Origin of the sequence: Kosakonia sp. PSU_27, from assembly GCF_039409795.1 — a bacterium.
In the GTDB taxonomy this organism is placed as follows: domain Bacteria; phylum Pseudomonadota; class Gammaproteobacteria; order Enterobacterales; family Enterobacteriaceae; genus Kosakonia.
In genome coordinates this window covers 139,539-160,671 of record NZ_JBCIVK010000002.1, presented here as the reverse complement: position 1 = coordinate 160,671, position 21,133 = coordinate 139,539, and the positions used below count along the sequence as shown (strand labels likewise).

Below are 21,133 nucleotides of genomic sequence, written 5' to 3'. Positions count from 1 at the left end.
GGCAGGCGCAGATTATTAATGCAGGATTTTTGCGAGGAAGTCTTTTGCACGTTCGGATTTCGGATTATCGAAGAAGGCGTCTTTCTCTGAATCCTCGACAATTTTCCCTTCATCCATAAAGATCACCCGGTTCGCTACTTTGCGGGCAAAGCCCATTTCGTGGGTCACCACCATCATCGTCATGCCTTCGTTTGCCAGTTCAACCATGACATCCAGCACTTCGTTGATCATCTCTGGATCGAGTGCGGAAGTCGGCTCATCAAACAGCATCGCCACCGGATCCATACAGAGCGCGCGGGCAATCGCCACACGTTGCTGCTGGCCGCCGGAGAGCTGCGCCGGAAACTTATTCGCATGCGCTGACAAACCAACGCGCTCCAGCAGCTTGAGCCCTTTTTCCCGTGCGGCGGCTTTATCACGCTTCAGCACTTTTACCTGCGCCAGCGTCAGGTTTTCGATAATCGACAGGTGCGGGAACAGTTCAAAGTGCTGAAACACCATCCCGACGTGAGAACGCAGCTTTGCCAGATCGGTTTTCTTGTCATTCACTTTGGTGCCGTTGACGAGAATCTCGCCTTTTTGCACCGGTTCCAGACCATTGACGGTTTTAATCAGCGTGGATTTACCGGAGCCGGACGGCCCACAAACCACCACCACTTCGCCTTTTTTCACTTCGGTGGAGCAATCGGTCAACACCTGAAAGTGACCATACCATTTAGAAACATTTTTCAGGGAAATCATTAGACGGTCCTTTTCTTCAGCCAGCTGACCAACAGCGAAGCACTCAAACTGATAACAAAATAAACTGCACCGGCAAACAGGATCATTTCAACTCGAGTCCCGTCGCGATCGCCAATATTCGTCGCCGTGCGGAAGAAATCCGCCAGACTCAGGACATACACCAGTGAGGTGTCCTGGAATAGCACAATGCCCTGCGTAAGCAGCAGCGGCACCATGGCGCGGAATGCCTGCGGTAAAATGATTAGTTTCATCGACTGCCAGTGCGTCATCCCCAGCGCCAGTGCGGCGCTGGATTGCCCGCGGGAGATACTCTGGATGCCTGCGCGAATGATTTCTGAATAGTAGGCCGCTTCAAACATTGAAAAGGCCACCATCGCTGAAATCAGGCGGATATCGGTTTTGGGGGACAGGCCGAGCACGTTTTGCAGAAAGCCCGGCACGATCAGATAGAACCACAGCAGCACCATCACCAGCGGAATGGAGCGGAACACGTTAACGTAGCTCTTGGCGAACCAGCGCAGCGGGGCGAAAGTCGACAGGCGCAATACCGCCAGCAGTGTTCCCCAGATGATACCGACAATAATCGCAATCGCCGTGATCTTTAGCGTCATCATCAAGCCTGCCACTAGATAGGGCAGGGAAGGGAGAATTGAGTCCCAGTTAAACTCGTACATGATTATTTGCCTCCCATATTGCCCGGCAGGCGAATTTTGCGTTCAACCAGGCTCATCATTAGCATAATGACGCCGTTAATCAATACATAGGCGATGGTAATGGCAGTGAAGGTTTCCCACGCATGCGCCGAGTAATCCAGTAATTTGCTCGCTTGTGCCGCCATATCGACCAGCCCGATGGTGGACGCGATGGCCGAGTTTTTCACCAGGTTCATCATTTCCGAGGTCATCGGCGGCACAATCACGCGATAGGCATTTGGCAGCAATACATAACGGTAGGTTTGCGGCAGAGTCAGCCCCATCGCCAGACCGGCGTTTTTCTGCCCGCGCGGTAGCGACTGAATCGCGGCGCGTACCTGCTCGCAAACACGCGCTGCGGTAAACAGCCCCAGGCAGACCATTGAGGAGACGAAGAACTGAATATTCGGATCCAGTTCCGACTTGTACCACATGCCAATATCTTCCGGCAGCAATTCAGGTACCACTTCATACCAGGTAAAGAACTGCACGATCAGCGGCACGTTGCGGAACAGTTCGACATAAAGGGTGCCAATGCCGGACAAGAAACGGTTAGGGACGGTGCGCAGGATGCCAAACAGGGAACCGACCAGGAAAGCGATAATCCAGGCCGTCACGGAAAGCGCGATGGTGACCTGAAAACCACTCCATAGCCAGCCAAGATAGGTGGTGTTGCCGAACGGGGCCTGTTCAAAGAATATTCCCCAGTTCCAGTCTATGGACATAAATCTACTCCGGAAAAAAAAGGGTAGCAGCGCTACCCTCGAAGATTGTGTGAAGAGCGAGTTTTCGTGTTGAGTGGGGAACGACCACTCAGCATATAGTCTGTCCGTGCTACTTCGACAATCGAGAGGGCAGGTAAACCCGCCCCTAATGGTTTTAATTAGTTCAGAGCTTTGTCATTCGGTTCTTTGAACAGCGCTTTCATATCGTCAGAGAGATCGAAATTGAGGTTCATGTTTTTTGGCGGAATTGGGTTTTTAAACCATTTATCGAAGGATTTTTCCGCCGCACCGGATGTCTGCAACTGAGCGATGGTGTCATCCATCAGCTTTTTGAACTCAGGATCGTTTTTACGCAGCATACAGCCATAGGCTTCTTTTGATTGCGGCGTGCCAACGATGTCCCAGTTGTCCGGTTTTTTCGCTTTCGCACGTTCACCCGCCAGCAGCGCGTCATCCATCATAAAGGCTACCGCACGACCGCTTTCCAGCGTACGGAACGAGTCGCCATGGTCTTTCGCGCTAATAATGCGCATATCCATTTTCTTCTCATCGTTCAGCTTGTTCAGCAGGATTTCTGAGGTAGTGCCGGAAGTCACAACAACCGCTTTGCCTTTCAGGTCGGCGAAGTCTTTAATCGGGCCGCCTTTTTTGGTCAGCAGACGTGTGCCAACCACGAAAATGGTGTCAGAGAACGCCGCTTGCTTCTGACGTTCAACGTTATTGGTGGTGGAACCACACTCAAAATCGAAGGTGCCGTTTTGCAGCAGCGGGATACGGTTTTGTGACGTGATTGGAATCAGTTTTACCGCCAGATCCGGCTTATTCAGTTTTTTCTTCACCGCTTCAACGATAGCGTTGGAGTAGTCCTGGGAGTACCCCACGACTTTTTGTTCATTGTCGTAGTAGGAGAACGGTACGGAAGATTCGCGGTGACCGACGACGATAACGCCGTTTTTAGCAATTTTAGCCAGTGTAGCTTGTTGATCAGCCGGCGCTGCGTCGGCAGGTTTTGCATCTTCAGCATGCACCAGACCGGCGGACAGTCCCATCACCAGCATCGCGGCGGCCAGTTTACGTAATTGCATATCCAGACTCCTTTATCGTCAGCGCCAGAGACGCGTATTGATACCCATTGTGTGTATTGTGTTTTTGTTGTTCTGCGACAATATCGTGCAGTGTCGTGTGTGTTTGTTACATTCAGTCTGGCTTAATGTAAAGATTTTGCTGCGGTATTGTTTATTTTTGCGAGGCGCGCCGCACCGTTTAGAGGCAAAAATCTTCCATTGCACCAGATTGGTGCTGCTACTGTTTCCTGCTGGTGCGACATAAGTTGCACATAAGCGGATTACATAGCTGCCTGATAGATATAAGCAAACCGCATGCCAAAACGGCCTAATCGTAAATTTTGTGTAGCGAAGAGAGGATGCCCGGCAAGCAGATCGCCACCGGGCAGAACAACGAGGAGAGTGATTAACGGCGGCGTTGACGCAAGCCCATCACCAGGGCGCCAAAGCCCAGCAAGGCGGTGATAATCCACAGCGGCCAGTTACCCGTGCGGGCATACGGCGTGAGACCAGAGGTTGGCGTCACCTTCGCGGTTAATACTTCACGAGTAAATTGCGGGATCATCGCCTGGATTTCACCCTGCGGGCCAATGACTGCGGTGATGCCATTATTGGTGCTCCGCAACAGCGGGCGCGCCAGTTCCAGCGCACGCATCCGTGCCATCTGGAAGTGCTGCCACGGGCCGATGGATTTGCCAAACCAGGCATCGTTCGAGATGGTCAGCAAGAAATCGGTATCCGGACGGAAATTATCACGCACCTGCTCGCCAAGGATGATTTCGTAGCAGATTGCCGCCGTCAGCGTTAGCCCATGCGCCGACAGCGGAGGCTGTACATAAGCGCCACGGCTGAATGAGGACATCGGCAAATCGAAGAAGGGTGCCAGCGGACGCAGAATCGACTCCAGCGGTACAAACTCGCCAAACGGTACCAGATGGTTTTTGTTATAGCGATCGCTTGAGCTGTAGCTATAAGCGTTGTCTTTGCCCAGCGTAATGATGGTGTTGTAGGTATCGTAACGGTTTTGCTTATTGAGACGTGAATCGACAATCCCGGTGATAAGCGTACTGTTGTTTGCCCGCAGCAGATTATCCATGGCGCTTAAAAAGCGTTGCTGGTTAATTTCCAGATCCGGAATGGCAGACTCCGGCCAGATAATCAGCTGCGATTTACCCATCACCTGCTCACTGGCTTCGCTGTAGATTTTCAGCGTATTGAGCAGCTGGTTTTCGTCCCACTTCATTGATTGTGGAATATTCCCCTGCACCATCGACACCTGAGTGGTGCGCTCCGGCAGCAGTTGATACCACTGGATATAACGCAGTGGGAAGGGCAGAGCGAACAACACGACGGCGACAACCAGCGGGCGCAAGCGACGCTGCGCTATCGCCAGTACCACCAGACCGCTCACCACCATCAGTAAGAAATTGATTGCTTCAACGCCAAGCACCGGCGCAAGACCTTTCAGCGGCCCATCTATCTGGCTGTAACCAAACTGGAGCCACGGGAAACCGGTCAGCACCCAGCCGCGCAGGAACTCGGTAATTTGCCAGACGACCGGCGCGGCAACGGCCAGGCGCAACCAGGTAGTATGCGGCCACAGACGCGACAAAATACCGGCGAACAGCCCGGTGTAGAGCGACAGATAGGCCGCCAGCAGCACCACGAGGAATATATTAACCGGGCCAGGCATGCCGCCAAACTGGGCGATGCTGACATACACCCAGTGCACACCGCTGCCAAACAGGCCAAGCCCCCAGAAATAACCAATCCAGGCAGCTTGCAACGGGCGGCGATCCAGGGTTAAACCCTGCAGACCAATCAGAGAGATAAGTGCGGCGGGCCAGAAGTCATAAGGAGAAAAAGCCAGCGTTCCGCTGGCTCCGAATAACAACGCCAGCAGCAGACGTATGCGCTGGCGCTCAAACAATGCGGCAAATACCATTTACATTACTCATCCAGTTTCGGTTGCGGAGAATCATCCGGCATTCTGACATGGACCTGAATAATACGTCGACTATCAGCCATAGCGACCTTGAATTGGTAACCATCAATGTCAATCGATTCGCCGCGCGCAGGCAAGTGACCAAACGCCTGCATCACCAGACCGCCAATGGTGTCTACTTCATCATCACTGAAGTGGGTGCCGAAGGTTTCATTGAAATCTTCAATCGGCGCCAGTGCGCGTACTGTCCATGTGTGGCGGCTAAGCTGGCGGAAATCGATATCTTCTTCTTCGTCATATTCGTCTTCGATTTCGCCGACAATAAGCTCGAGAATATCTTCAATCGTTACCAGGCCAGAAACGCCGCCGAACTCATCAATAACGATAGCCATATGGTAGCGCTGGGAACGGAACTCTTTCAGCATGCGATCAACACGCTTGCTTTCCGGCACCACTACCGCCTGGCGTAACACTTTTTCCATGCTGAACGCTTCGGCGTCGCTGCGCATAAAAGGCAGCAAATCCTTAGCCATCAGGATCCCTTCGATGTGATCTTTATCTTCGCTAATCACCGGGAAACGCGAGTGGGCAGACTCGATAATGACATCGAGACATTCGTCCAGCGTCTGGTTGCGTTTCAGGGTAATCATTTGGGAGCGGGGGATCATGATGTCGCGAACGCGCTGGTCCGCAATATCCATTACCCCTTCCAGCATGTCGCGCGTATCGTTGTCGATAAGCTCGTTCTGCCCGGAGTCTCGGATCAGTTCCAGCAGTTCATCACGGTTTTTCGGTTCGCCGTGAAAGAGCTGGCTGAGCAAAAGGGAGAAAAATCCCTTTTTGTTGGTGGTGTTGTCGCTACTGTGTGAGTTATCGTCGCTCATGGCGTCGTGTGGGTTCTCGTGTTGGTTAATCTGTCGCGCGTCGCGCGTAAACTCAGCGCCGGACGGCATTTTTAGCGAGTGGCGCGCAGCAATCTGCGCGCCAACTTACTCTTTCTCGGAAATGTACGGATCCTCATAGCCCAGAGCAAGCATTATCTCTGTCTCGATCCCTTCCATCTCTTCGGCTTCATCATCCTCAATATGATCGTAACCGAGCAGGTGTAAACTACCGTGCACCACCATGTGCGCCCAGTGTGCGTCCAGTGGTTTGCCTTGCTCCTGGGCTTCCTGTTCCACAACCTGGCGGCAAATGATCAAATCGCCAAGCAGCGGCATTTCGATACCCGGCGGCGCTTCAAACGGGAAAGAGAGCACGTTAGTCGGCTTATCTTTCCCGCGGTAGGTCAGGTTCAGTTCATGGCTTTCCGCATTGTCGATCACGCGAATGGTGACTTCCGCTTCTTCCTGAAACTGCGGGATAACGGCGTCAAGCCACTTCTGGAACTGCGCTTCTTCCGGCAGGCCGCTGTTATCTTCACACGCCAGCTGTAGATCAAGGATCACCTGACTCATTTTTGCTCCTGCTCCTGGGCTTCGCGTTTGCGCTCGGCGGCCAGTTCTGCTTTACGTTTCTGTTCGGCCTCTTCCCAGGCTTCATAGGCGATAACGATACGGGCAACCACCGGATGGCGCACCACATCTTCGCTGTGGAAGAAGTTAAAGCTGATTTCGTCGACGTTCGCCAGCACTTCAATGGCGTGACGCAGACCGGACTTGGTATTGCGCGGCAGGTCAATCTGCGTGACATCGCCGGTAATCACCGCTTTGGAGTTAAAGCCAATACGCGTCAGGAACATCTTCATCTGTTCGATGGTGGTGTTCTGGCTCTCATCAAGAATGATAAACGCGTCGTTTAGCGTACGGCCGCGCATATAGGCTAACGGCGCGACTTCAATGACGTTGCGCTCTATCAGCTTTTCGACGCGTTCAAAGCCAATCATTTCAAACAGCGCGTCATACAGCGGGCGCAGATAAGGATCGACTTTTTGGCTGAGATCGCCGGGCAGGAAGCCGAGTTTTTCACCTGCTTCTACCGCCGGGCGCGTCAGCAGAATGCGGCGTACTTCCTGACGTTCCAGTGCATCCACTGCTGCGGCGACCGCGAGGTAAGTTTTACCGGTTCCCGCCGGGCCAACGCCGAAGGTGATGTCGTGATCGAGCATATTGGCGACGTACTGCGCCTGGTTCGGCGTGCGCGGTTTAATCACACCACGCTTGGTCTTGATATGAATCGCTTTGCCGTACTCCGGCACGCTCTCGGCGCTCTGCTCCAGCACGCGCGCTTCTTTGATAGCCAGATGGATCTGTTCCGGTTCGATATCCTGGATCTGGCCGCGCATCGGCGCGGTATCGACATACAGGGTGCGCAGAATATCGGCGGCGGCATTAACGCAAATTTCGCGTCCGGTGAGTTTGAAGTGATTATCGCGGCGGTTGATTTCGATGCCCAGTCGCCGCTCCAGTTGTTTGATGTTGTCGTCAAACGGGCCGCACAGACTTAGCAGACGTGCGTTGTCCGCTGGCTCAAGGGTAATTTCACGCGTATCTATATTCAAACTGTTCCTCTTTTCGATGTGTCGAGGGCTATGCCCATTAGGGAATTATTCACGGCATATAAAGAAGTCGCAAGCATTGCGCAAGATGTTGGGGCCGGCGAGGGGAAAAGCAAGGCCTGCCAGAAATGGCAGGCCGGTGGTATTACGGTTGGTACAGACCGACGCCGAGGTCGTTCTCTTTACGCGTACGGGCAATAACAGATTGTGGCGATTCCACCACGCGCAGACCCATTTCTTCTTCGGTACGCACCAGCACGCCGCGCAGGGAGTTCGGGTAGACATCAACGATTTCCACATCGACAAATTTACCGATCATCTCTGGCTTGCCTTCGAAGTTCACCACGCGGTTATTTTCGGTGCGGCCGGACAGCTCCATGATGTTCTTACGAGAAGTACCTTCCACCAGGATGCGCTGCGTCGTGCCAAGCATACGGCGGCTCCAGGCCATCGCCTGCTGGTTAATACGCTCTTGCAGAATGTACAGGCGCTGTTTTTTCTCCTCTTCCGGCACATCATCTACCATATCGGCAGCGGGCGTGCCCGGGCGTGCGGAGAAGATAAAGCTGTAGCTCATGTCGAAGTTAACATCGGCAATCAGCTTCATGGTTTTTTCGAAATCTTCGGTGGTCTCACCCGGGAAGCCGACGATAAAGTCGGAGCTAATCTGAATGTCCGGGCGCGCCTCGCGTAGCTTACGGATGATCGCTTTGTATTCCAGCGCGGTATGCGTGCGGCTCATCAGATTCAGTATGCGGTCAGAACCACTTTGCACCGGCAGATGCAGGAAGCTCACCAGCTCCGGCGTGTCGCGATAGACGTCAATGATGTCATCGGTGAACTCAATAGGGTGGCTGGTGGTGAAACGGATGCGATCGATACCATCAATCGCCGCCACCAGACGCAGCAGTTCGGCAAAGGTGCCGATACTGCCGTCAAAGTTCTCACCGCGCCAGGCGTTCACATTCTGGCCGAGCAGGTTCACTTCACGCACGCCCTGCGCCGCCAGTTGCGCGATCTCAAACAGGATGTCATCGGCAGGGCGGCTGACTTCTTCACCACGGGTATAAGGCACCACGCAGTAAGTACAGTATTTGTTACAGCCTTCCATGATCGATACAAACGCGGTCGGACCTTCGGCGCGCGGTTCCGGCAAACGGTCGAATTTTTCAATTTCCGGGAAGCTGATATCGACTACCGGGCTACGGGTGCCGCGCACGGAGTTAATCATTTCCGGCAAGCGGTGCAGGGTTTGTGGCCCAAAAATAATGTCGACATAGTGCGCGCGCTGGCGAATATGATCGCCTTCCTGAGACGCCACGCAGCCGCCAACACCGATAATCAGATCGGGGTTTTTCTCTTTCAGCAGCTTCCAGCGGCCCAACTGATGGAAGACTTTTTCCTGAGCCTTTTCACGGATTGAGCAGGTATTAAGCAGCAGCACATCCGCTTCTTCCGCCACCTCGGTCAGTTGATAGCCGTGCGTGGCATCCAGCAGATCGGCCATCTTCGATGAATCGTATTCGTTCATCTGACAGCCCCAGGTTTTTATGTGGAGTTTTTTTGTCATCGACTTGCTCTTGCTTAAGTTCGTATACCCTGAGTATGACGGGTATCAGCCAGGATTGCAGGCCGCGTATTGTAATGCTTTGGTCGCGTGCTGACCAGTATGACGGTTGTCAGCCTCAAGGGGTAAAAAATCCGGTAAACTTAACGGATTCTCGTTGAAGGACAAGTAGCCATGACAAATCAATCCACTGAAGTTGCCATCGTTGGCGGCGGAATGGTCGGCGGAGCGCTGGCGCTGGGGCTGGCGCAACATGGTTTTGCCGTGACCGTGATTGAAAAACAGGAACCCGCGGCGTTTGATGCAACGTTACCGCCGGACGTACGTATTTCGGCAATCAGTGCCGCATCGGTGGCGTTACTCCGCGGGCTGGGCGTCTGGGAGAACATTCAGGCCATGCGCTGTCACCCTTATCGGCAACTGGAAACCTGGGAGTGGGAAAATGCGCATGTGCTGTTCGACGCTCGCGAGCTGAAGTTGCCGCTGCTCGGTTACATGGTGGAAAACACGGTGCTCCAGCGTGCGCTGTGGGAGGCGTTACAGGCGCACCCGCAGGTAACGCTACTTACGGCGAAAGAATTAACCGCGCTGCATGCGCACGATGCGCATCAGCAATTAACGTTTGCGGATGGTGATACGTTAACCGCAAAACTGGTGGTAGGGGCCGATGGCGCGAATTCCTGGGTACGACAAGCGGCGGGAATTGGCATTCACGCCTGGCAGTATCAGCAATCCTGCATGTTGATCACCGTTCAGTGCGAACACGAAGCGGGTGACAGCACCTGGCAACATTTCACGCCTGCTGGTCCGCATGCCTTTTTACCGCTGTTTGATAACTGGGCATCGCTGGTGTGGTATGACAGCCCGGCGCGTATTCGTCAGTTGCAGACATTAACGATGGCGCAACTGGAGCAGGAGATTGCCCGGCATTTCCCGGCGCGCTTAGGTGCCGTTAAACCGGTTGCTGCGGCCTCTTTTCCGCTGACTCGCCGCCATGCGCTGCAGTATGTCAGGCCGGGGCTGGCGCTGGTGGGCGACGCAGCGCATACCATTCATCCGTTGGCCGGGCAGGGCGTTAATCTGGGGTATCGCGATGTGGATGCGCTGCTGGATGTATTGACCAGCGCGCGTACGCAGGCGGAAGCCTGGGCCAGCCATGCGGTGTTGAAGCGTTATCAGACGCGACGTATGGCGGATAACTTTATTATGCAAAGCGGAATGGATCTGTTTTACGCCGGGTTCAGTAATACCCTCGGCCCGGTGCGGCTGCTGCGCAATATCGGCCTGATGGCGGCAGATCGCGCCGGTGTGCTGAAACGGCAGGCGCTGAAGTACGCATTAGGATTATAAAAGGTCTGCGGGCGCAGCACCCGCAGTACTCACATAATGGCCAATAACTTATCCAGGGCCGTGTGCGCGCCTTTTTTGTCGATAAAAAAGGCCTGATACCCGTCAATCCCTTCAAGCTGTTGCAGCGCCCATTGGCCATTGTGCATTTTGCGCAGCAACAGCACTGTGCGGTAAAGCGGCACCAGCAGAATAATCAGCGCCACGAAGGCTGCCGCCCCATAACCTGGGGAGAGCGGGTTTGCGCTGGCCTGTTGCACCAGTAGCGCGACAGACGCAACCTGCAGCACGAGCCTGGCGAGCAGTGTCCGCATACAGAATTGCTGAAGGCGCTGTGGCGTAGAGAAGCAGGGATTTTTCAGCGATGAGCGTGTTTCCTGCACCGGAATGCCCTGCACATACACCGTCCAGTGAGTTGTCTCCTTCAGCAGCAGGGCCTGGCCGCTTTCGCTCAGCGTATGCAGACGCATGGATATGACAACCGGGAAAATCACCCCCATACAGAGGCCATAAAAGATCGGCGCGGAGAGGCCCATAAAAGCAAGACCGAAACCGGTTACCACAAAAAGTAAATACAGCGGGGCATAAATTAACAGGGCAGTGTTTTGATAGTTCATCATGCTGGCTCAGAGGAGAGAGGCGGGTAAATTACCATACGGTTTATGCAGTGATTAACTACCAACATCCGTGGATGTGCAGAAAACAAAAAAGCCCGCCGAAGCGAGCTTTTTTGTTTTGTTGGCTGGGGTACGAGGATTCGAACCTCGGAATGGTGGAATCAGAATCCACTGCCTTACCGCTTGGCGATACCCCAAAAGTGCGTTCGCGAAAGCAAACGTCTTTGAGATGGCTGGGGTACGAGGATTCGAACCTCGGGATGGTGGAATCAGAATCCACTGCCTTACCGCTTGGCGATACCCCAACAAATCTTTTTCAGGTTTAACGTCTTAACATTAGACCTTAAATATGGTGGCTACGACGGGAATCGAACCTGTGACCCCAGCATTATGAGTGCTGTGCTCTAACCAGCTGAGCTACGTAGCCAAGTTTTACTGCTTTCCCAGTCATCGACTGGCTGGGGTACCTGGATTCGAACCAGGGAATGCCGGTATCAAAAACCGGTGCCTTACCGCTTGGCGATACCCCAACGACTAGTGCGTTTCGCAGGAGTCGAAGAAGAGATGGCTGGGGTACCTGGATTCGAACCAGGGAATGCCGGTATCAAAAACCGGTGCCTTACCGCTTGGCGATACCCCATCCGTGCAACGCTTACCTGGGAATGGTGCGGGAGGCGAGACTTGAACTCGCACACCTTGCGGCGCCAGAACCTAAATCTGGTGCGTCTACCAATTTCGCCACTCCCGCAAAAAAGATGGTGGCTACGACGGGAATCGAACCTGTGACCCCAGCATTATGAGTGCTGTGCTCTAACCAGCTGAGCTACGTAGCCATCTTTTTTCGCGTTACCTTATCGGCGTTGCGGGGCGCATTATGCGTATTGGGCCTTACAGCGTCAATACCTTTTTCATCGAAAATTGCCGGAATGTGACTGTTTGGTTAGGTTGCGAACAGCATGACGCTTTATTGGGCGAAAATTGATTTTATTCATTAAATCAGCGCACAAAAAACAACAGGCCCCGCAGGGCCTGTAAGAATAACCATTACTTATTAATAAGCTGACTGGTGAATACCAACCGCGCGACCTGACGGATCGTTCATGGTTTTGAAAGCTTCGTCCCATTCAAACGCTTTTGCGGAAGAACAAGCAACGGACGGGCCGCCGGGAACACATTCCGCCGCGCTTGCCAGCGGGAACAGCTCTTCAAAAATTTCGCGGTACAGATACGCTTCTTTCGATGCTGGCGTGTTGTACGGGAAACGGTAGCTGGCCGTTGCCAGTTGTTGATCCGTAACCTGCTGCGCCGCAACTTCTTTCAGCGTATCGATCCAGCTATAACCCACGCCGTCGGAGAACTGCTCTTTCTGGCGCCATGCCACGCTTGCCGGCAGGTAGGACTCAAAACATTCGCGCAGAATGTGTTTCTCCATTTTGCCGTTACTGCCGCACATTTTGTCTTCCGGGTTGATACGCATCGCCACGTCGAGGAATTTTTTATCCAGGAACGGCACGCGCGCCTCCACGCCCCAGGCGGACATCGCTTTGTTTGCACGGGCGCAGTCAAACATATGCAGGGCCTGCAGTTTACGCACGGTTTCTTCGTGCAGCTCTTTGGCATCCGGCGCTTTATGGAAATAGAGATAACCGCCAAACACTTCATCGGAACCTTCGCCGGAGAGCACCATTTTGATGCCCATCGCTTTGATTTTACGCGACATCAGATACATCGGCGTCGAGGCACGAATCGTCGTCACGTCATAGGTTTCGATGTGGTAAATCACATCGCGAATCGCATCCAGTCCTTCCTGCACGGTGAAATGAATTTCATGGTGCACGGTGCCAAGATGGTTGGCGACTTCCTGCGCCGCTTTCAGATCCGGCGCGCCTTTCAGACCCACAGCGAAGGAGTGCAGTTGCGGCCACCAGGCTTCTGATTTCTCCTGATCTTCAACGCGACGGGCTGCGAATTTTTTGGTGATCGCGGAAATGACCGAAGAATCCAGACCACCCGAAAGCAGCACGCCGTACGGCACATCGGACATCAGGTGGCTTTTCACCGCGTCTTCCAGCGCCTGGCGCAGTTCCGCTTTGTCGGTCACGTTGTCTTTTACTGCATCGTAGTCAAACCAGTCGCGCTGATAATAAGAGCGGATTTCACCGTCTTTGCTCCACAGGTAGCTGCCTGCCGGGAACTCTTTAATGGTGCGGCAAACCGGCACCAGCGCTTTCATTTCTGACGCCACGTACAAGTTGCCGTGTTCGTCGTGCCCCATATACAGCGGGATAATGCCGATATGGTCGCGGCCAATCAGGTAAGCATCTTTTTCACTGTCGTACAGGGCGAAAGCGAACATACCTTGCAAGTCGTCGAGGAATTCCGGCCCTTTTTCCTGATACAGCGCGAGGATCACTTCACAGTCAGAACCGGTCTGGAATGCGTAACGGTCGCCATATTCTGCGCGCAGCGCCTGGTGGTTATAAATTTCACCGTTCACTGCCAGCGCATGTGTTTTCTTCTCGTTGTAGAGCGGCTGTGCCCCGGCGTTAACGTCAACAATAGACAGACGTTCATGCGCCAGAATGGCTTTATCACTTGCATAAACACCGGACCAGTCCGGGCCGCGGTGGCGCATCAGTCGGGATAATTCCAGCGCTTTTTTACGTAATTCGACTGCGTCGGTTTTAATATCCAGTACGCCAAAAATTGAACACATAGACTTCTCCGTTAACCTTGAGTGCAAAGCTGTAATGTTGTGTGCTTGCAGTCAAAATGCCGCAAAAACGGGGCAGCGCGCAAGCCTTTTACCGCGCTGAAAGTAAAAAGTGCAATGATGATTATTGAATGCTGAAAAAAGAGTATGCATAAGACTCTGTTATTGATGAATCGGCAAAATAATGCGCTTTTTATTGAATGGTGTTCTTTTTGACAGGGGTGAAAATAAAAAACCACGCCCGAAGACGTGGTGAAGTTTAGATAACGTCGATTTCCGCGACCGAGGGGTAAATCCACGACGGGCGAAACGGCATGCTGTCGATATCATCGATGCGCGACACACCAGAGAGTACCAGGATAGTTTCAAGCCCGGCCTGGAAACCCGCCAGGATATCGGTGCGCAGGTTATCGCCCACAATCACCGTCTGTTCGGAATGCGCCTGCATAGTGTTGAGTGCCGCACGGATAATCCACGGGCTGGGTTTGCCGACATAGAAAGGTTTGCGGCCGGAAATTTTTTCAATACCTGCACACAGCGCACCGCAGGCCGGGTAGTATCCACGCCCGTGGGTGTCAGGGTTGGTGGCGATAAAGCGCGCGCCGTTCGCCACGAAGAACGCTGCTTTATGCATCATTTCCCAGTTATAGGAGCGGGTCTCGCCAACGATGACAAAATCCGGGTTGATATCGGTAATGGTAAAACCAGCTTTGTAAAGCTCGTGGATCAGTGCGCCTTCGCCCACCACATAGGCTTTTTTCCCTTCCTGGCGTTTAAGAAAATCAGCGGTCGCCATCGCCGAGGTATAAAAGACGCTGGCAGGCACATCAATCCCCGCGGAGACAAAGCGGTTCGCCAGATCCTGGCCCGTTTGCGAAGGGTAGTTGGTCAGTAATACCAGCGGCATGCCTTTTTCAAGGATGCGGGAGATAAACTCCGCAGCACCCGGTACGGCAACGTTGTCGTGCATCAGCACGCCGTCAATATCACAGATTACATTCTGAATGGTCATGGACTGTCCGGATAAAAAAATAAGTATTAACGATAGACGCTGTTAGTTTTCCAGCAAACGTTGCAGCAGCAGACCGTTCAACATAGCGCGTTTTACCAGCGCAAACGCGCCGATCGCCGAGCGGTGATCCAGCGCGGAAGGCACCACAGGCAAGTTTTTGCGAAACGCTTTTAACGCCTGAGTGTTAATGCACGCCTCAATGGCCGGGAGCAGCACTTTTTCTGCTTCAACAATTTCCCCGGCGATCACCACTTTCTGCGGGTTAAACAGGTTAATGGCAATGGCGATGGTTTTACCCAAATGGCGACCAACATATTCGATTACTTCACAGGCCAGCGCATCGCCTTTGTTGGCGGCTTTGCAGATGGTTTTGATAGAGCAATCTTCCAGCGTCAGGCGGCTCTGGTAGCCCTGTTCCAGCAGGTGACGAACGCGATGTTCTATTGCGGCATTGGCGGCGATAGTTTCCAGACAGCCAAAATTGCCGCAGTGGCAGCGTTCGCCCAGCGGCTCGACTTGCACGTGTCCAATTTCGCCGACGTTGCCGTTACGGCCGATAAATATACGCCCGTTAGAGATAATCCCGGCGCCTGTCCCGCGGTGCACGCGCACCAGAATGGAGTCTTCACAATCCTGGCTTGCCCCAAAATAGTGCTCGGCCAGCGCCAGGCTGCGAATGTCATGCCCGACAAAACAGGTCAATTTGAAACGTTCTTCAAGGGCTTCCACCAGCGCCCAGTTTTCAACCTGAATATGCGGCATATAGCGAATCACACCGCTTTCCGGGTCTACCAGGCCCGGCAGAATAACGGAAATCGCGATCAGTTCGCGGATCTTACGCTGGCTGGTTTCAATAAAGTGGCTGATGGTATTGAGCAGCGCGTGTTCCAGCGTTTCCTGGGTACGTTCGGGAAGCGGATAATGCTCTTCCGCCAGCACTTTGCTGCTTAAATCGTACAAGGTCAGGGTGGTGTCGTAACGCCCGAGGCGCACGCCGATAGCCTGGAAACTGCGGGTTTCGGTAACAATGGAGATAGCGCGGCGGCCCCCGGTGGAGGCCTGCTGATCGACTTCTTTGATCAGCCCGCGTTCGATGAGCTGGCGCGTGATTTTTGTCACGCTGGCGGGAGCAAGCTGGCTTTGTTCGGCAATCTGAATGCGCGAAATGGGGCCGTGTTGGTCAATCAGGCGGTAAACCGCCGCGCTGTTAAGCTGCTTTACGAGGTCAACGTTACCGATTTGAGCTTGTCCGCCTGATGTCATACCGTCTCTTTATGCAGTGACGACCTCGTTGCCATTAACGATGGTCTTGATGATTTTATAATCGCGCGTGAACGCCGTCAGGTTCGCCACTTTCCCCGCGGCGAGACTTCCCAGCTTTTCGTCAACGCCAATGGCGCGAGCGGGGTAGAGGGTTGCCATACGCAGCGCTTCATCCAGCGCAATGCCGACATGCTCTACCAGATTTCGCACCCCTTCGATCATCGTCAGGGAGGAACCGCTCAGCGTTCCGTTTTCGTCCACGCACAGTCCATTACGGTAGTATATTGTTTTGCCAGCAAAAATGAACTGCTCAATATTCGCGCCTGCTGGCGCTGTCGCGTCAGTTACCAGGCAAAGTTTGTCGCCTTTCAATCGCTTAGCATTACGGATATTAACGTAATCGACATGCAGGCCATCTGCAATCACGCCGCAGTAAACGTCTGTGTCATCAAGCACTGCGCCTGCCAGACCGGGTTCACGGCCGGTAATGTACGGCATGGCATTATATAAATGTGTGGCGAACGTGATCCCGGCGCGGAAACCGGCTTTTGCTTCTTTTAACGTTGCATTGGAGTGACCGGCAGAAACCACGATGCCCGCGTCAGCTAACTGGTGAATCACCTCGGTGCCCGCCATTTCCGGGGCCAGCGTAACTTTGGTGATCACATCGGCGTTCTGGCACAGGAAGTCGACTAACGCCGGATCCGGTTTACGCACGAATTCCGGGTTGTGCGTGCCTTTTTTAACAATATTCAGCCACGGCCCTTCCAGATGAAGGCCCAGCGCCTGATTCGGGTATTTAGCCAGGTAATCGCGCATTACCTGCACGCCCTGTTTCATTAATTCATCGCTGGTGGTAATCAGCGTCGGCAGGTAGCTGGTGCAGCCGGATTTCTCATTTGCCTGCTGCATGATTTCCAGCGTTTTTACGCTAACGGCTTCTGCGGTGTCGTTAAACTGTACGCCGCCACAGCCGTTGAGCTGCACGTCGATAAAACCGGGGGCAAGGATGGCACCATTCAGCGAGCGTTGTTCAATTCCTGTTGGCAGCTCAGCCAGCGGACAAAGGCGTTCAATCAGACCATTGGCGATGACCAGCGCATGGCCATCCAGAATTTCATGGCCGGTGTAGATTCGGCCCTGGGTTAAAGCATACATAACGACCCCCGGTTAACTAGGTATACCGCTCCGCAGGATCCGCCTCGCGGAGCGGGAACTAACTTACAGACCTTTAATATTTTCCGCTTCTAACTCGTTGAAGTATTTCAACGTTTTCACTTTCAGCTCCATCGTGGACGGTTCGTCACAGACGATGACGGCTTTCGGGTGTAACTGCAGGCAACTGATGGTCCACATGTGGTTAACGTTGCCCTCAACAGCCGCCTGCAGCGCCTGCGCTTTCACGCCGCCGAGCACCAGGATCATCACCTCTTCCGCATCCAACAGCGTACCCACGCCAACGGTCAGAGCGTATTTCGGCACCTGATTAACGTCGCCGTCAAAGAAGCGAGAGTTCGCCACGCGAGTGTCATGGGTCAGGGTTTTAATACGGGTGCGCGAGGCCAGCGAAGACGCCGGTTCGTTAAACGCGATGTGCCCATCGTTGCCTACGCCACCCATAAACAGGTGAATTTTGCCGTAAGAGCGGATTTTTTCTTCATAACGGCGACATTCTGCGTCAATATCCGGCGCGTTGCCATCGAGCAGGTTAATATTTTCAGCCGGAATATCAACATGATCGAAGAAATTGCGGTGCATAAAGCTGTGGTAGCTTTCCGGGTGATCTTTCGGCAAGCCGACATACTCATCCATGTTAAAGGTGACAACATGCTGGAAACTAACCTGGCCTGCTTTGTGCATCTCAACTAACGCTTTGTACGCGGTGAGCGGAGTTCCACCGGTTGGTAAGCCGAGAATAAACGGACGGTCTGCGGTTGGTTTGAACGCGTTGATACGATTGACGATATGGCGGGCTGCCCATTTGCCGACTTGTTCAGCTGTCGCCAGGGGAATCAGTCTCATTGTTCACCTCTAAAGTTAAATGAAGAAAGTTGGCGGAATGCGTGCTAACTCAGCGTTAAGCGTAACCTGGTTCGCGACAGAGAGAAGGGAGCAATCCGTCCTGATATTTTTAATCATAAAATAAGTTTTGCCTGTTTGCCAGTGATTGGGAGGGTGATTGACGATACTTAGTGATTTTAATCACAGAAAATACGCTTTTAATTTGCGAGGCGAATTAATTTTTCACACACTCTGTCAGGTAGTGAGAAAATAGCCGTGATTTCAGGGTTAGTGACACAATAAAAAACGACTGTTTCAGTGAGCTCTTATCGGGTTCATAGGGGGAATAAAAGTGAGTATTCTAGGTTATCTGCAAAAGATCGGCCGTGCGCTAATGGTGCCTGTCGCCACGCTGCCTGCGGCGGCAATTCTGATGGGTGTCGGGTACTGGATTGACCCGGTTGGCTGGGGTGGTCAAAACGCACTGGCGGCGTTTTTCATCCAGTCCGGCTCCGCCATTATCGATAACATGGGCGTGCTGTTCGCGGTGGGTGTCGCTTACGGTATGTCAAAAGACAAAGATGGTGCTGCGGCGCTGGCTGGCTTTGTCGGCTTCCTGGTTCTGACCACGCTCTGTTCACCGGCAGCAGTGGCAATGATCCAAAAAATCCCTGCGGATCAAGTTCCGGCCGCGTTTGGCAAAATCAAAAACCAGTTCGTCGGTATTCTGGTGGGGATTATTGCCGCTGAACTCTATAACCGCTTTAGCAGCGTTGAGCTGCCGAAAGCGCTCTCCTTCTTTAGCGGTCGCCGTCTGGTGCCGATCCTCACCTCGTTTGTGATGATCGTTGTTGCTTTCATCATGATGTATATCTGGCCGGTCGTGTTTAGCGGTCTGGTGGAATTTGGTGAAAGCATTCAGAAACTCGGCTCCGTGGGCGCTGGCGTTTACGCCTTCTTTAACCGCCTGTTAATTCCGGTCGGTTTGCACCACGCGCTCAACTCTGTGTTCTGGTTTGACGTAGCAGGTATTAACGATATTCCTAACTTCCTTGGTGGCGCGCAGTCTATTGAAGCCGGTAAAGCGGTGGTCGGTATCACTGGCCGTTACCAGGCAGGTTTCTTCCCGATCATGATGTTCGGCCTGCCGGGCGCGGCGCTGGCGATTTACCACTGTGCACGTCCGGAAAATAAAGCCAAAGTTCTGGGTATCATGATGGCGGGCGCGTTTGCCTCGTTCTTTACCGGTATCACTGAACCGCTGGAATTCTCCTTTATGTTCGTTGCGCCGGTACTGTATGTGATCCATGCAGTGCTGACAGGGATCTCCGTATTTATCGCCGCGAGCATGCACTGGATTGCCGGTTTCGGCTTCAGCGCCGGTCTGGTGGATATGGTGCTCTCCTCGCGCAACCCGCTGGCGACCCAGTGGTGGATGCTGATCCCGCAAGGTCTGGTGTTCTTCGTTATCTATTACGTGGTTTTCCGTTTCGCTATCACCAAGTTCAACATGTTGACTCCGGGTCGCGAACTGGCTGTTTCCGGCGACGAAGCGGATGGTCAGGATATGAATGTCAGCGGTAACACCGAGCAGGATGTGAGTGGCCTGGCGCGTCAGTATATCGCCGCGATTGGGGGGTCTTCTAACCTGACTGGTATTGACGCCTGTATCACTCGTCTGCGTTTAACGGTGAAAGACTCTTCGCTGGTGAACGAATCCATGGCGAAACGTCTTGGCGCTTCAGGCGTTATTCGTCTGAACAAAACCGGGGTGCAGATTATTGTTGGTTTCGTGGCGGAAAAAATTGCCGACGCGATGAGAACGGCAGGTGATGTCCCGCCTGCAGGCAATGCTGCTCCGGCAGCGGCTCAGGCGGCATCGGTAAAGCCGCAGGCGGTACCGAACGCGACAACCATCGCTGAGTTGGTATCGCCTGTAACCGGTGAACTGGTGGCGCTGGATCAAGTGCCGGATGAAGCCTTTGCCAGCAAAGCCGTGGGTGATGGCGTGGCAGTGAAACCGACGGATAAAACCGTGGTTTCTCCGGCTGCGGGCACCATTGTGAAAATCTTCAACACTAACCATGCCTTCTGCCTGGAAACCGAGAAAGGTGCGGAAATCGTTGTCCATATGGGCATTGATACCGTGGCGCTGGGCGGCCAGGGCTTTACTCGCCTGGTTGAAGAAGGTGCGGAAGTGGTAGCGGGACAGCCGATCCTCGAAATGGATCTGGAATACCTCAACGCGAATGCCCGTTCAATGATTAGCCCGGTGGTGGTCAGCAATATCGACGACTTTAGCGGTCTGGTTATCAAGGCGCAGGGCGCGGTGGTTGCTGGTCAGACTCCGCTGTATGAAATTAAAGGCTAATAGCTCCTGAGTAAGCTTTCATGCCTTAAGCGGCGGGGGAATATCCTCCGCCGCTTTTTTTTGCCTTGCATTTAATCAGTGCCATACTGATGTCGCTTTTATCAAGGGGATGATATGAAAAGGATAATTAGCGCGTTCTTTATCGTACTGACGTTAAGCGGCTGTATTCCACGTTACGCCACGCTGCGTCCACACTATGAAGTGGATGTGCGTAATCCGGCCGGGGAACCGATCTCAACGGCAATGATGTGGGTCAGCACCGGGCGTTCACCGCCGGGGTACTATCCGCCGCCGGAAGCGTTTCGAGCCGATCGGCAAGGGCATATCGACGTGGAGAAAAAATCCCAGTGGGAAAATATGATTTTCTTTTTGCACGGGACGAATTTCTACTCGTGGGGCTGGTGTATTGAAGCGCCGGGTTATGTTCCGCAAAACGGCGAGGGCGATGAGATAGCGAGCCCGGTCATCCTTAAACCGACCACGCAAGATTTACGCTGCCGACAAGCGCAGGACGTAGCTGAATACCTTTCTTCCGGGCATCAGTGATTTGTATAAGTAAAGGTTGTTTCCTGCGTCCT

At 53.4% G+C, this 21,133-nt stretch carries 18 protein-coding genes and 7 tRNA genes; 3 read left to right on the top strand and 22 right to left on the bottom strand.

Features of this window, described 5'->3' with window-relative positions; genetic code table 11:
- Positions 1-15: 15 nt before the first annotated feature.
- The 9 genes from gltL to miaB form a co-directional block, all read right to left on the bottom strand.
- Positions 16-741 (bottom strand): glutamate/aspartate ABC transporter ATP-binding protein GltL, encoded by a 726-nt coding sequence (gltL, locus tag AAIG26_RS04545; protein WP_020457015.1) that lies wholly within the window; start codon positions 739-741, stop codon positions 16-18.
- Complete coding sequence (gene gltK / locus AAIG26_RS04540; protein ID WP_343180066.1) at positions 741-1,415, bottom strand: glutamate/aspartate ABC transporter permease GltK; 675 nt, start codon at positions 1,413-1,415, stop codon at positions 741-743. The genes gltL and gltK overlap by 1 nt, the downstream gene beginning before the upstream one ends.
- A gap of 2 nt (positions 1,416-1,417) precedes the next feature.
- Positions 1,418-2,158: an amino acid ABC transporter permease gene (locus tag AAIG26_RS04535; protein WP_097407168.1), complete on the bottom strand. Its 741-nt coding sequence runs from the start codon at positions 2,156-2,158 to the stop codon at positions 1,418-1,420.
- A gap of 158 nt (positions 2,159-2,316) precedes the next feature.
- Positions 2,317-3,243, bottom strand: coding sequence for an amino acid ABC transporter substrate-binding protein (locus AAIG26_RS04530; RefSeq protein WP_017455899.1), 927 nt, complete (start codon positions 3,241-3,243; stop codon positions 2,317-2,319).
- Positions 3,244-3,628: 385 nt separating this feature from the next.
- Positions 3,629-5,167, bottom strand: coding sequence for an apolipoprotein N-acyltransferase (gene lnt, locus AAIG26_RS04525; protein ID WP_160270943.1), 1,539 nt, complete (start codon positions 5,165-5,167; stop codon positions 3,629-3,631).
- A 5-nt stretch (positions 5,168-5,172) separates the two neighbouring features.
- Positions 5,173-6,051, bottom strand: coding sequence for a CNNM family magnesium/cobalt transport protein CorC (corC, locus tag AAIG26_RS04520; protein WP_044489811.1), 879 nt, complete (start codon positions 6,049-6,051; stop codon positions 5,173-5,175).
- A 105-nt stretch (positions 6,052-6,156) separates the two neighbouring features.
- Entirely contained in the window at positions 6,157-6,624 is a 468-nt protein-coding gene (gene ybeY / locus AAIG26_RS04515) for an rRNA maturation RNase YbeY (protein WP_343180065.1), read from the bottom strand.
- The gene (locus tag AAIG26_RS04510) at positions 6,621-7,667 is read right to left on the bottom strand and encodes a PhoH family protein (protein WP_045508990.1); all 1,047 of its coding nucleotides are present in this window, start codon (positions 7,665-7,667) and stop codon (positions 6,621-6,623) included. The genes ybeY and AAIG26_RS04510 overlap by 4 nt, the downstream gene beginning before the upstream one ends.
- Positions 7,668-7,809: 142 nt before the next feature.
- Positions 7,810-9,234, bottom strand: coding sequence for a tRNA (N6-isopentenyl adenosine(37)-C2)-methylthiotransferase MiaB (gene miaB / locus AAIG26_RS04505; protein WP_020457022.1), 1,425 nt, complete (start codon positions 9,232-9,234; stop codon positions 7,810-7,812).
- A 171-nt stretch (positions 9,235-9,405) separates the two neighbouring features.
- On the opposite strand from miaB, the gene ubiF reads away from it, so the two are divergent.
- Positions 9,406-10,581, top strand: coding sequence for a 3-demethoxyubiquinol 3-hydroxylase (gene ubiF / locus AAIG26_RS04500; protein WP_343180063.1), 1,176 nt, complete (start codon positions 9,406-9,408; stop codon positions 10,579-10,581).
- Between the two features lie 29 nt (positions 10,582-10,610).
- Here the strand turns inward: ubiF and AAIG26_RS04495 are convergent, their stop codons facing one another.
- From AAIG26_RS04495 to nagB, 13 genes are all read right to left on the bottom strand, one after another.
- The gene (locus AAIG26_RS04495; protein WP_343180062.1) at positions 10,611-11,198 is read right to left on the bottom strand and encodes a hypothetical protein; all 588 of its coding nucleotides are present in this window, start codon (positions 11,196-11,198) and stop codon (positions 10,611-10,613) included.
- 119 nt (positions 11,199-11,317) lie between these two features.
- Positions 11,318-11,392 (bottom strand) — tRNA-Gln (locus AAIG26_RS04490).
- Positions 11,393-11,425: 33 nt separating this feature from the next.
- Positions 11,426-11,500, bottom strand: a tRNA-Gln gene (locus tag AAIG26_RS04485).
- A gap of 45 nt (positions 11,501-11,545) precedes the next feature.
- Positions 11,546-11,622, bottom strand: a tRNA-Met gene (locus AAIG26_RS04480).
- A 28-nt stretch (positions 11,623-11,650) separates the two neighbouring features.
- Positions 11,651-11,725, bottom strand: a tRNA-Gln gene (locus tag AAIG26_RS04475).
- Positions 11,726-11,760: 35 nt separating this feature from the next.
- Positions 11,761-11,835: transfer RNA gene (locus AAIG26_RS04470), tRNA-Gln, on the bottom strand.
- A gap of 23 nt (positions 11,836-11,858) precedes the next feature.
- A tRNA-Leu gene (locus tag AAIG26_RS04465) sits at positions 11,859-11,943 on the bottom strand.
- Between the two features lie 8 nt (positions 11,944-11,951).
- Positions 11,952-12,028, bottom strand: a tRNA-Met gene (locus AAIG26_RS04460).
- A 218-nt stretch (positions 12,029-12,246) separates the two neighbouring features.
- On the bottom strand, positions 12,247-13,911 hold the full coding sequence (gene asnB / locus AAIG26_RS04455; RefSeq protein WP_017455907.1) for an asparagine synthase B: 1,665 nt from the start codon (positions 13,909-13,911) through the stop codon (positions 12,247-12,249).
- 256 nt (positions 13,912-14,167) lie between these two features.
- A complete protein-coding gene (locus AAIG26_RS04450) occupies positions 14,168-14,920 on the bottom strand; it encodes an HAD-IIA family hydrolase (protein WP_020457025.1) in 753 nt (250 codons plus the stop codon).
- A 42-nt stretch (positions 14,921-14,962) separates the two neighbouring features.
- Entirely contained in the window at positions 14,963-16,183 is a 1,221-nt protein-coding gene (locus AAIG26_RS04445) for an N-acetylglucosamine repressor (protein WP_065368999.1), read from the bottom strand.
- Between the two features lie 9 nt (positions 16,184-16,192).
- Positions 16,193-17,341 (bottom strand): N-acetylglucosamine-6-phosphate deacetylase, encoded by a 1,149-nt coding sequence (nagA, locus tag AAIG26_RS04440; RefSeq protein WP_343180059.1) that lies wholly within the window; start codon positions 17,339-17,341, stop codon positions 16,193-16,195.
- 63 nt (positions 17,342-17,404) lie between these two features.
- Positions 17,405-18,205, bottom strand: a complete 801-nt coding sequence (gene nagB / locus AAIG26_RS04435; protein ID WP_017455911.1) for a glucosamine-6-phosphate deaminase — start codon at positions 18,203-18,205, stop codon at positions 17,405-17,407.
- Positions 18,206-18,536: 331 nt separating this feature from the next.
- On the opposite strand from nagB, the gene nagE reads away from it, so the two are divergent.
- Together nagE and AAIG26_RS04425 are read left to right on the top strand one after the other, a co-directional pair.
- A complete protein-coding gene (gene nagE, locus AAIG26_RS04430; RefSeq protein ID WP_343180058.1) occupies positions 18,537-20,555 on the top strand; it encodes an N-acetylglucosamine-specific PTS transporter subunit IIBC in 2,019 nt (672 codons plus the stop codon).
- A 114-nt stretch (positions 20,556-20,669) separates the two neighbouring features.
- Positions 20,670-21,101, top strand: coding sequence for a lipoprotein (locus tag AAIG26_RS04425; protein WP_343180057.1), 432 nt, complete (start codon positions 20,670-20,672; stop codon positions 21,099-21,101).
- Positions 21,102-21,133 lie beyond the last annotated feature (32 nt).

Excerpts from the sequence above, each read along its gene's own strand:
- gltL (WP_020457015.1), bottom strand. The coding sequence starts at position 741 with ATGATTTCCCTGAAAAATGTTTCTAAATGGTATGGTCACTTTCAGGTG.
- gltK (WP_343180066.1), bottom strand. The coding sequence starts at position 1,415 with ATGTACGAGTTTAACTGGGACTCAATTCTCCCTTCCCTGCCCTATCTA.
- AAIG26_RS04535 (WP_097407168.1), bottom strand. The coding sequence starts at position 2,158 with ATGTCCATAGACTGGAACTGGGGAATATTCTTTGAACAGGCCCCGTTC.
- AAIG26_RS04530 (WP_017455899.1), bottom strand. The coding sequence starts at position 3,243 with ATGCAATTACGTAAACTGGCCGCCGCGATGCTGGTGATGGGACTGTCC.
- lnt (WP_160270943.1), bottom strand. The coding sequence starts at position 5,167 with ATGGTATTTGCCGCATTGTTTGAGCGCCAGCGCATACGTCTGCTGCTG.
- corC (WP_044489811.1), bottom strand. The coding sequence starts at position 6,051 with ATGAGCGACGATAACTCACACAGTAGCGACAACACCACCAACAAAAAG.
- ybeY (WP_343180065.1), bottom strand. The coding sequence starts at position 6,624 with ATGAGTCAGGTGATCCTTGATCTACAGCTGGCGTGTGAAGATAACAGC.
- miaB (WP_020457022.1), bottom strand. The coding sequence starts at position 9,234 with ATGACAAAAAAACTCCACATAAAAACCTGGGGCTGTCAGATGAACGAA.
- ubiF (WP_343180063.1), top strand. The coding sequence starts at position 9,406 with ATGACAAATCAATCCACTGAAGTTGCCATCGTTGGCGGCGGAATGGTC.
- AAIG26_RS04495 (WP_343180062.1), bottom strand. The coding sequence starts at position 11,198 with ATGATGAACTATCAAAACACTGCCCTGTTAATTTATGCCCCGCTGTAT.
- asnB (WP_017455907.1), bottom strand. The coding sequence starts at position 13,911 with ATGTGTTCAATTTTTGGCGTACTGGATATTAAAACCGACGCAGTCGAA.
- AAIG26_RS04450 (WP_020457025.1), bottom strand. The coding sequence starts at position 14,920 with ATGACCATTCAGAATGTAATCTGTGATATTGACGGCGTGCTGATGCAC.
- AAIG26_RS04445 (WP_065368999.1), bottom strand. The coding sequence starts at position 16,183 with ATGACATCAGGCGGACAAGCTCAAATCGGTAACGTTGACCTCGTAAAG.
- nagA (WP_343180059.1), bottom strand. The coding sequence starts at position 17,341 with ATGTATGCTTTAACCCAGGGCCGAATCTACACCGGCCATGAAATTCTG.
- nagB (WP_017455911.1), bottom strand. The coding sequence starts at position 18,205 with ATGAGACTGATTCCCCTGGCGACAGCTGAACAAGTCGGCAAATGGGCA.
- AAIG26_RS04425 (WP_343180057.1), top strand. The coding sequence starts at position 20,670 with ATGAAAAGGATAATTAGCGCGTTCTTTATCGTACTGACGTTAAGCGGC.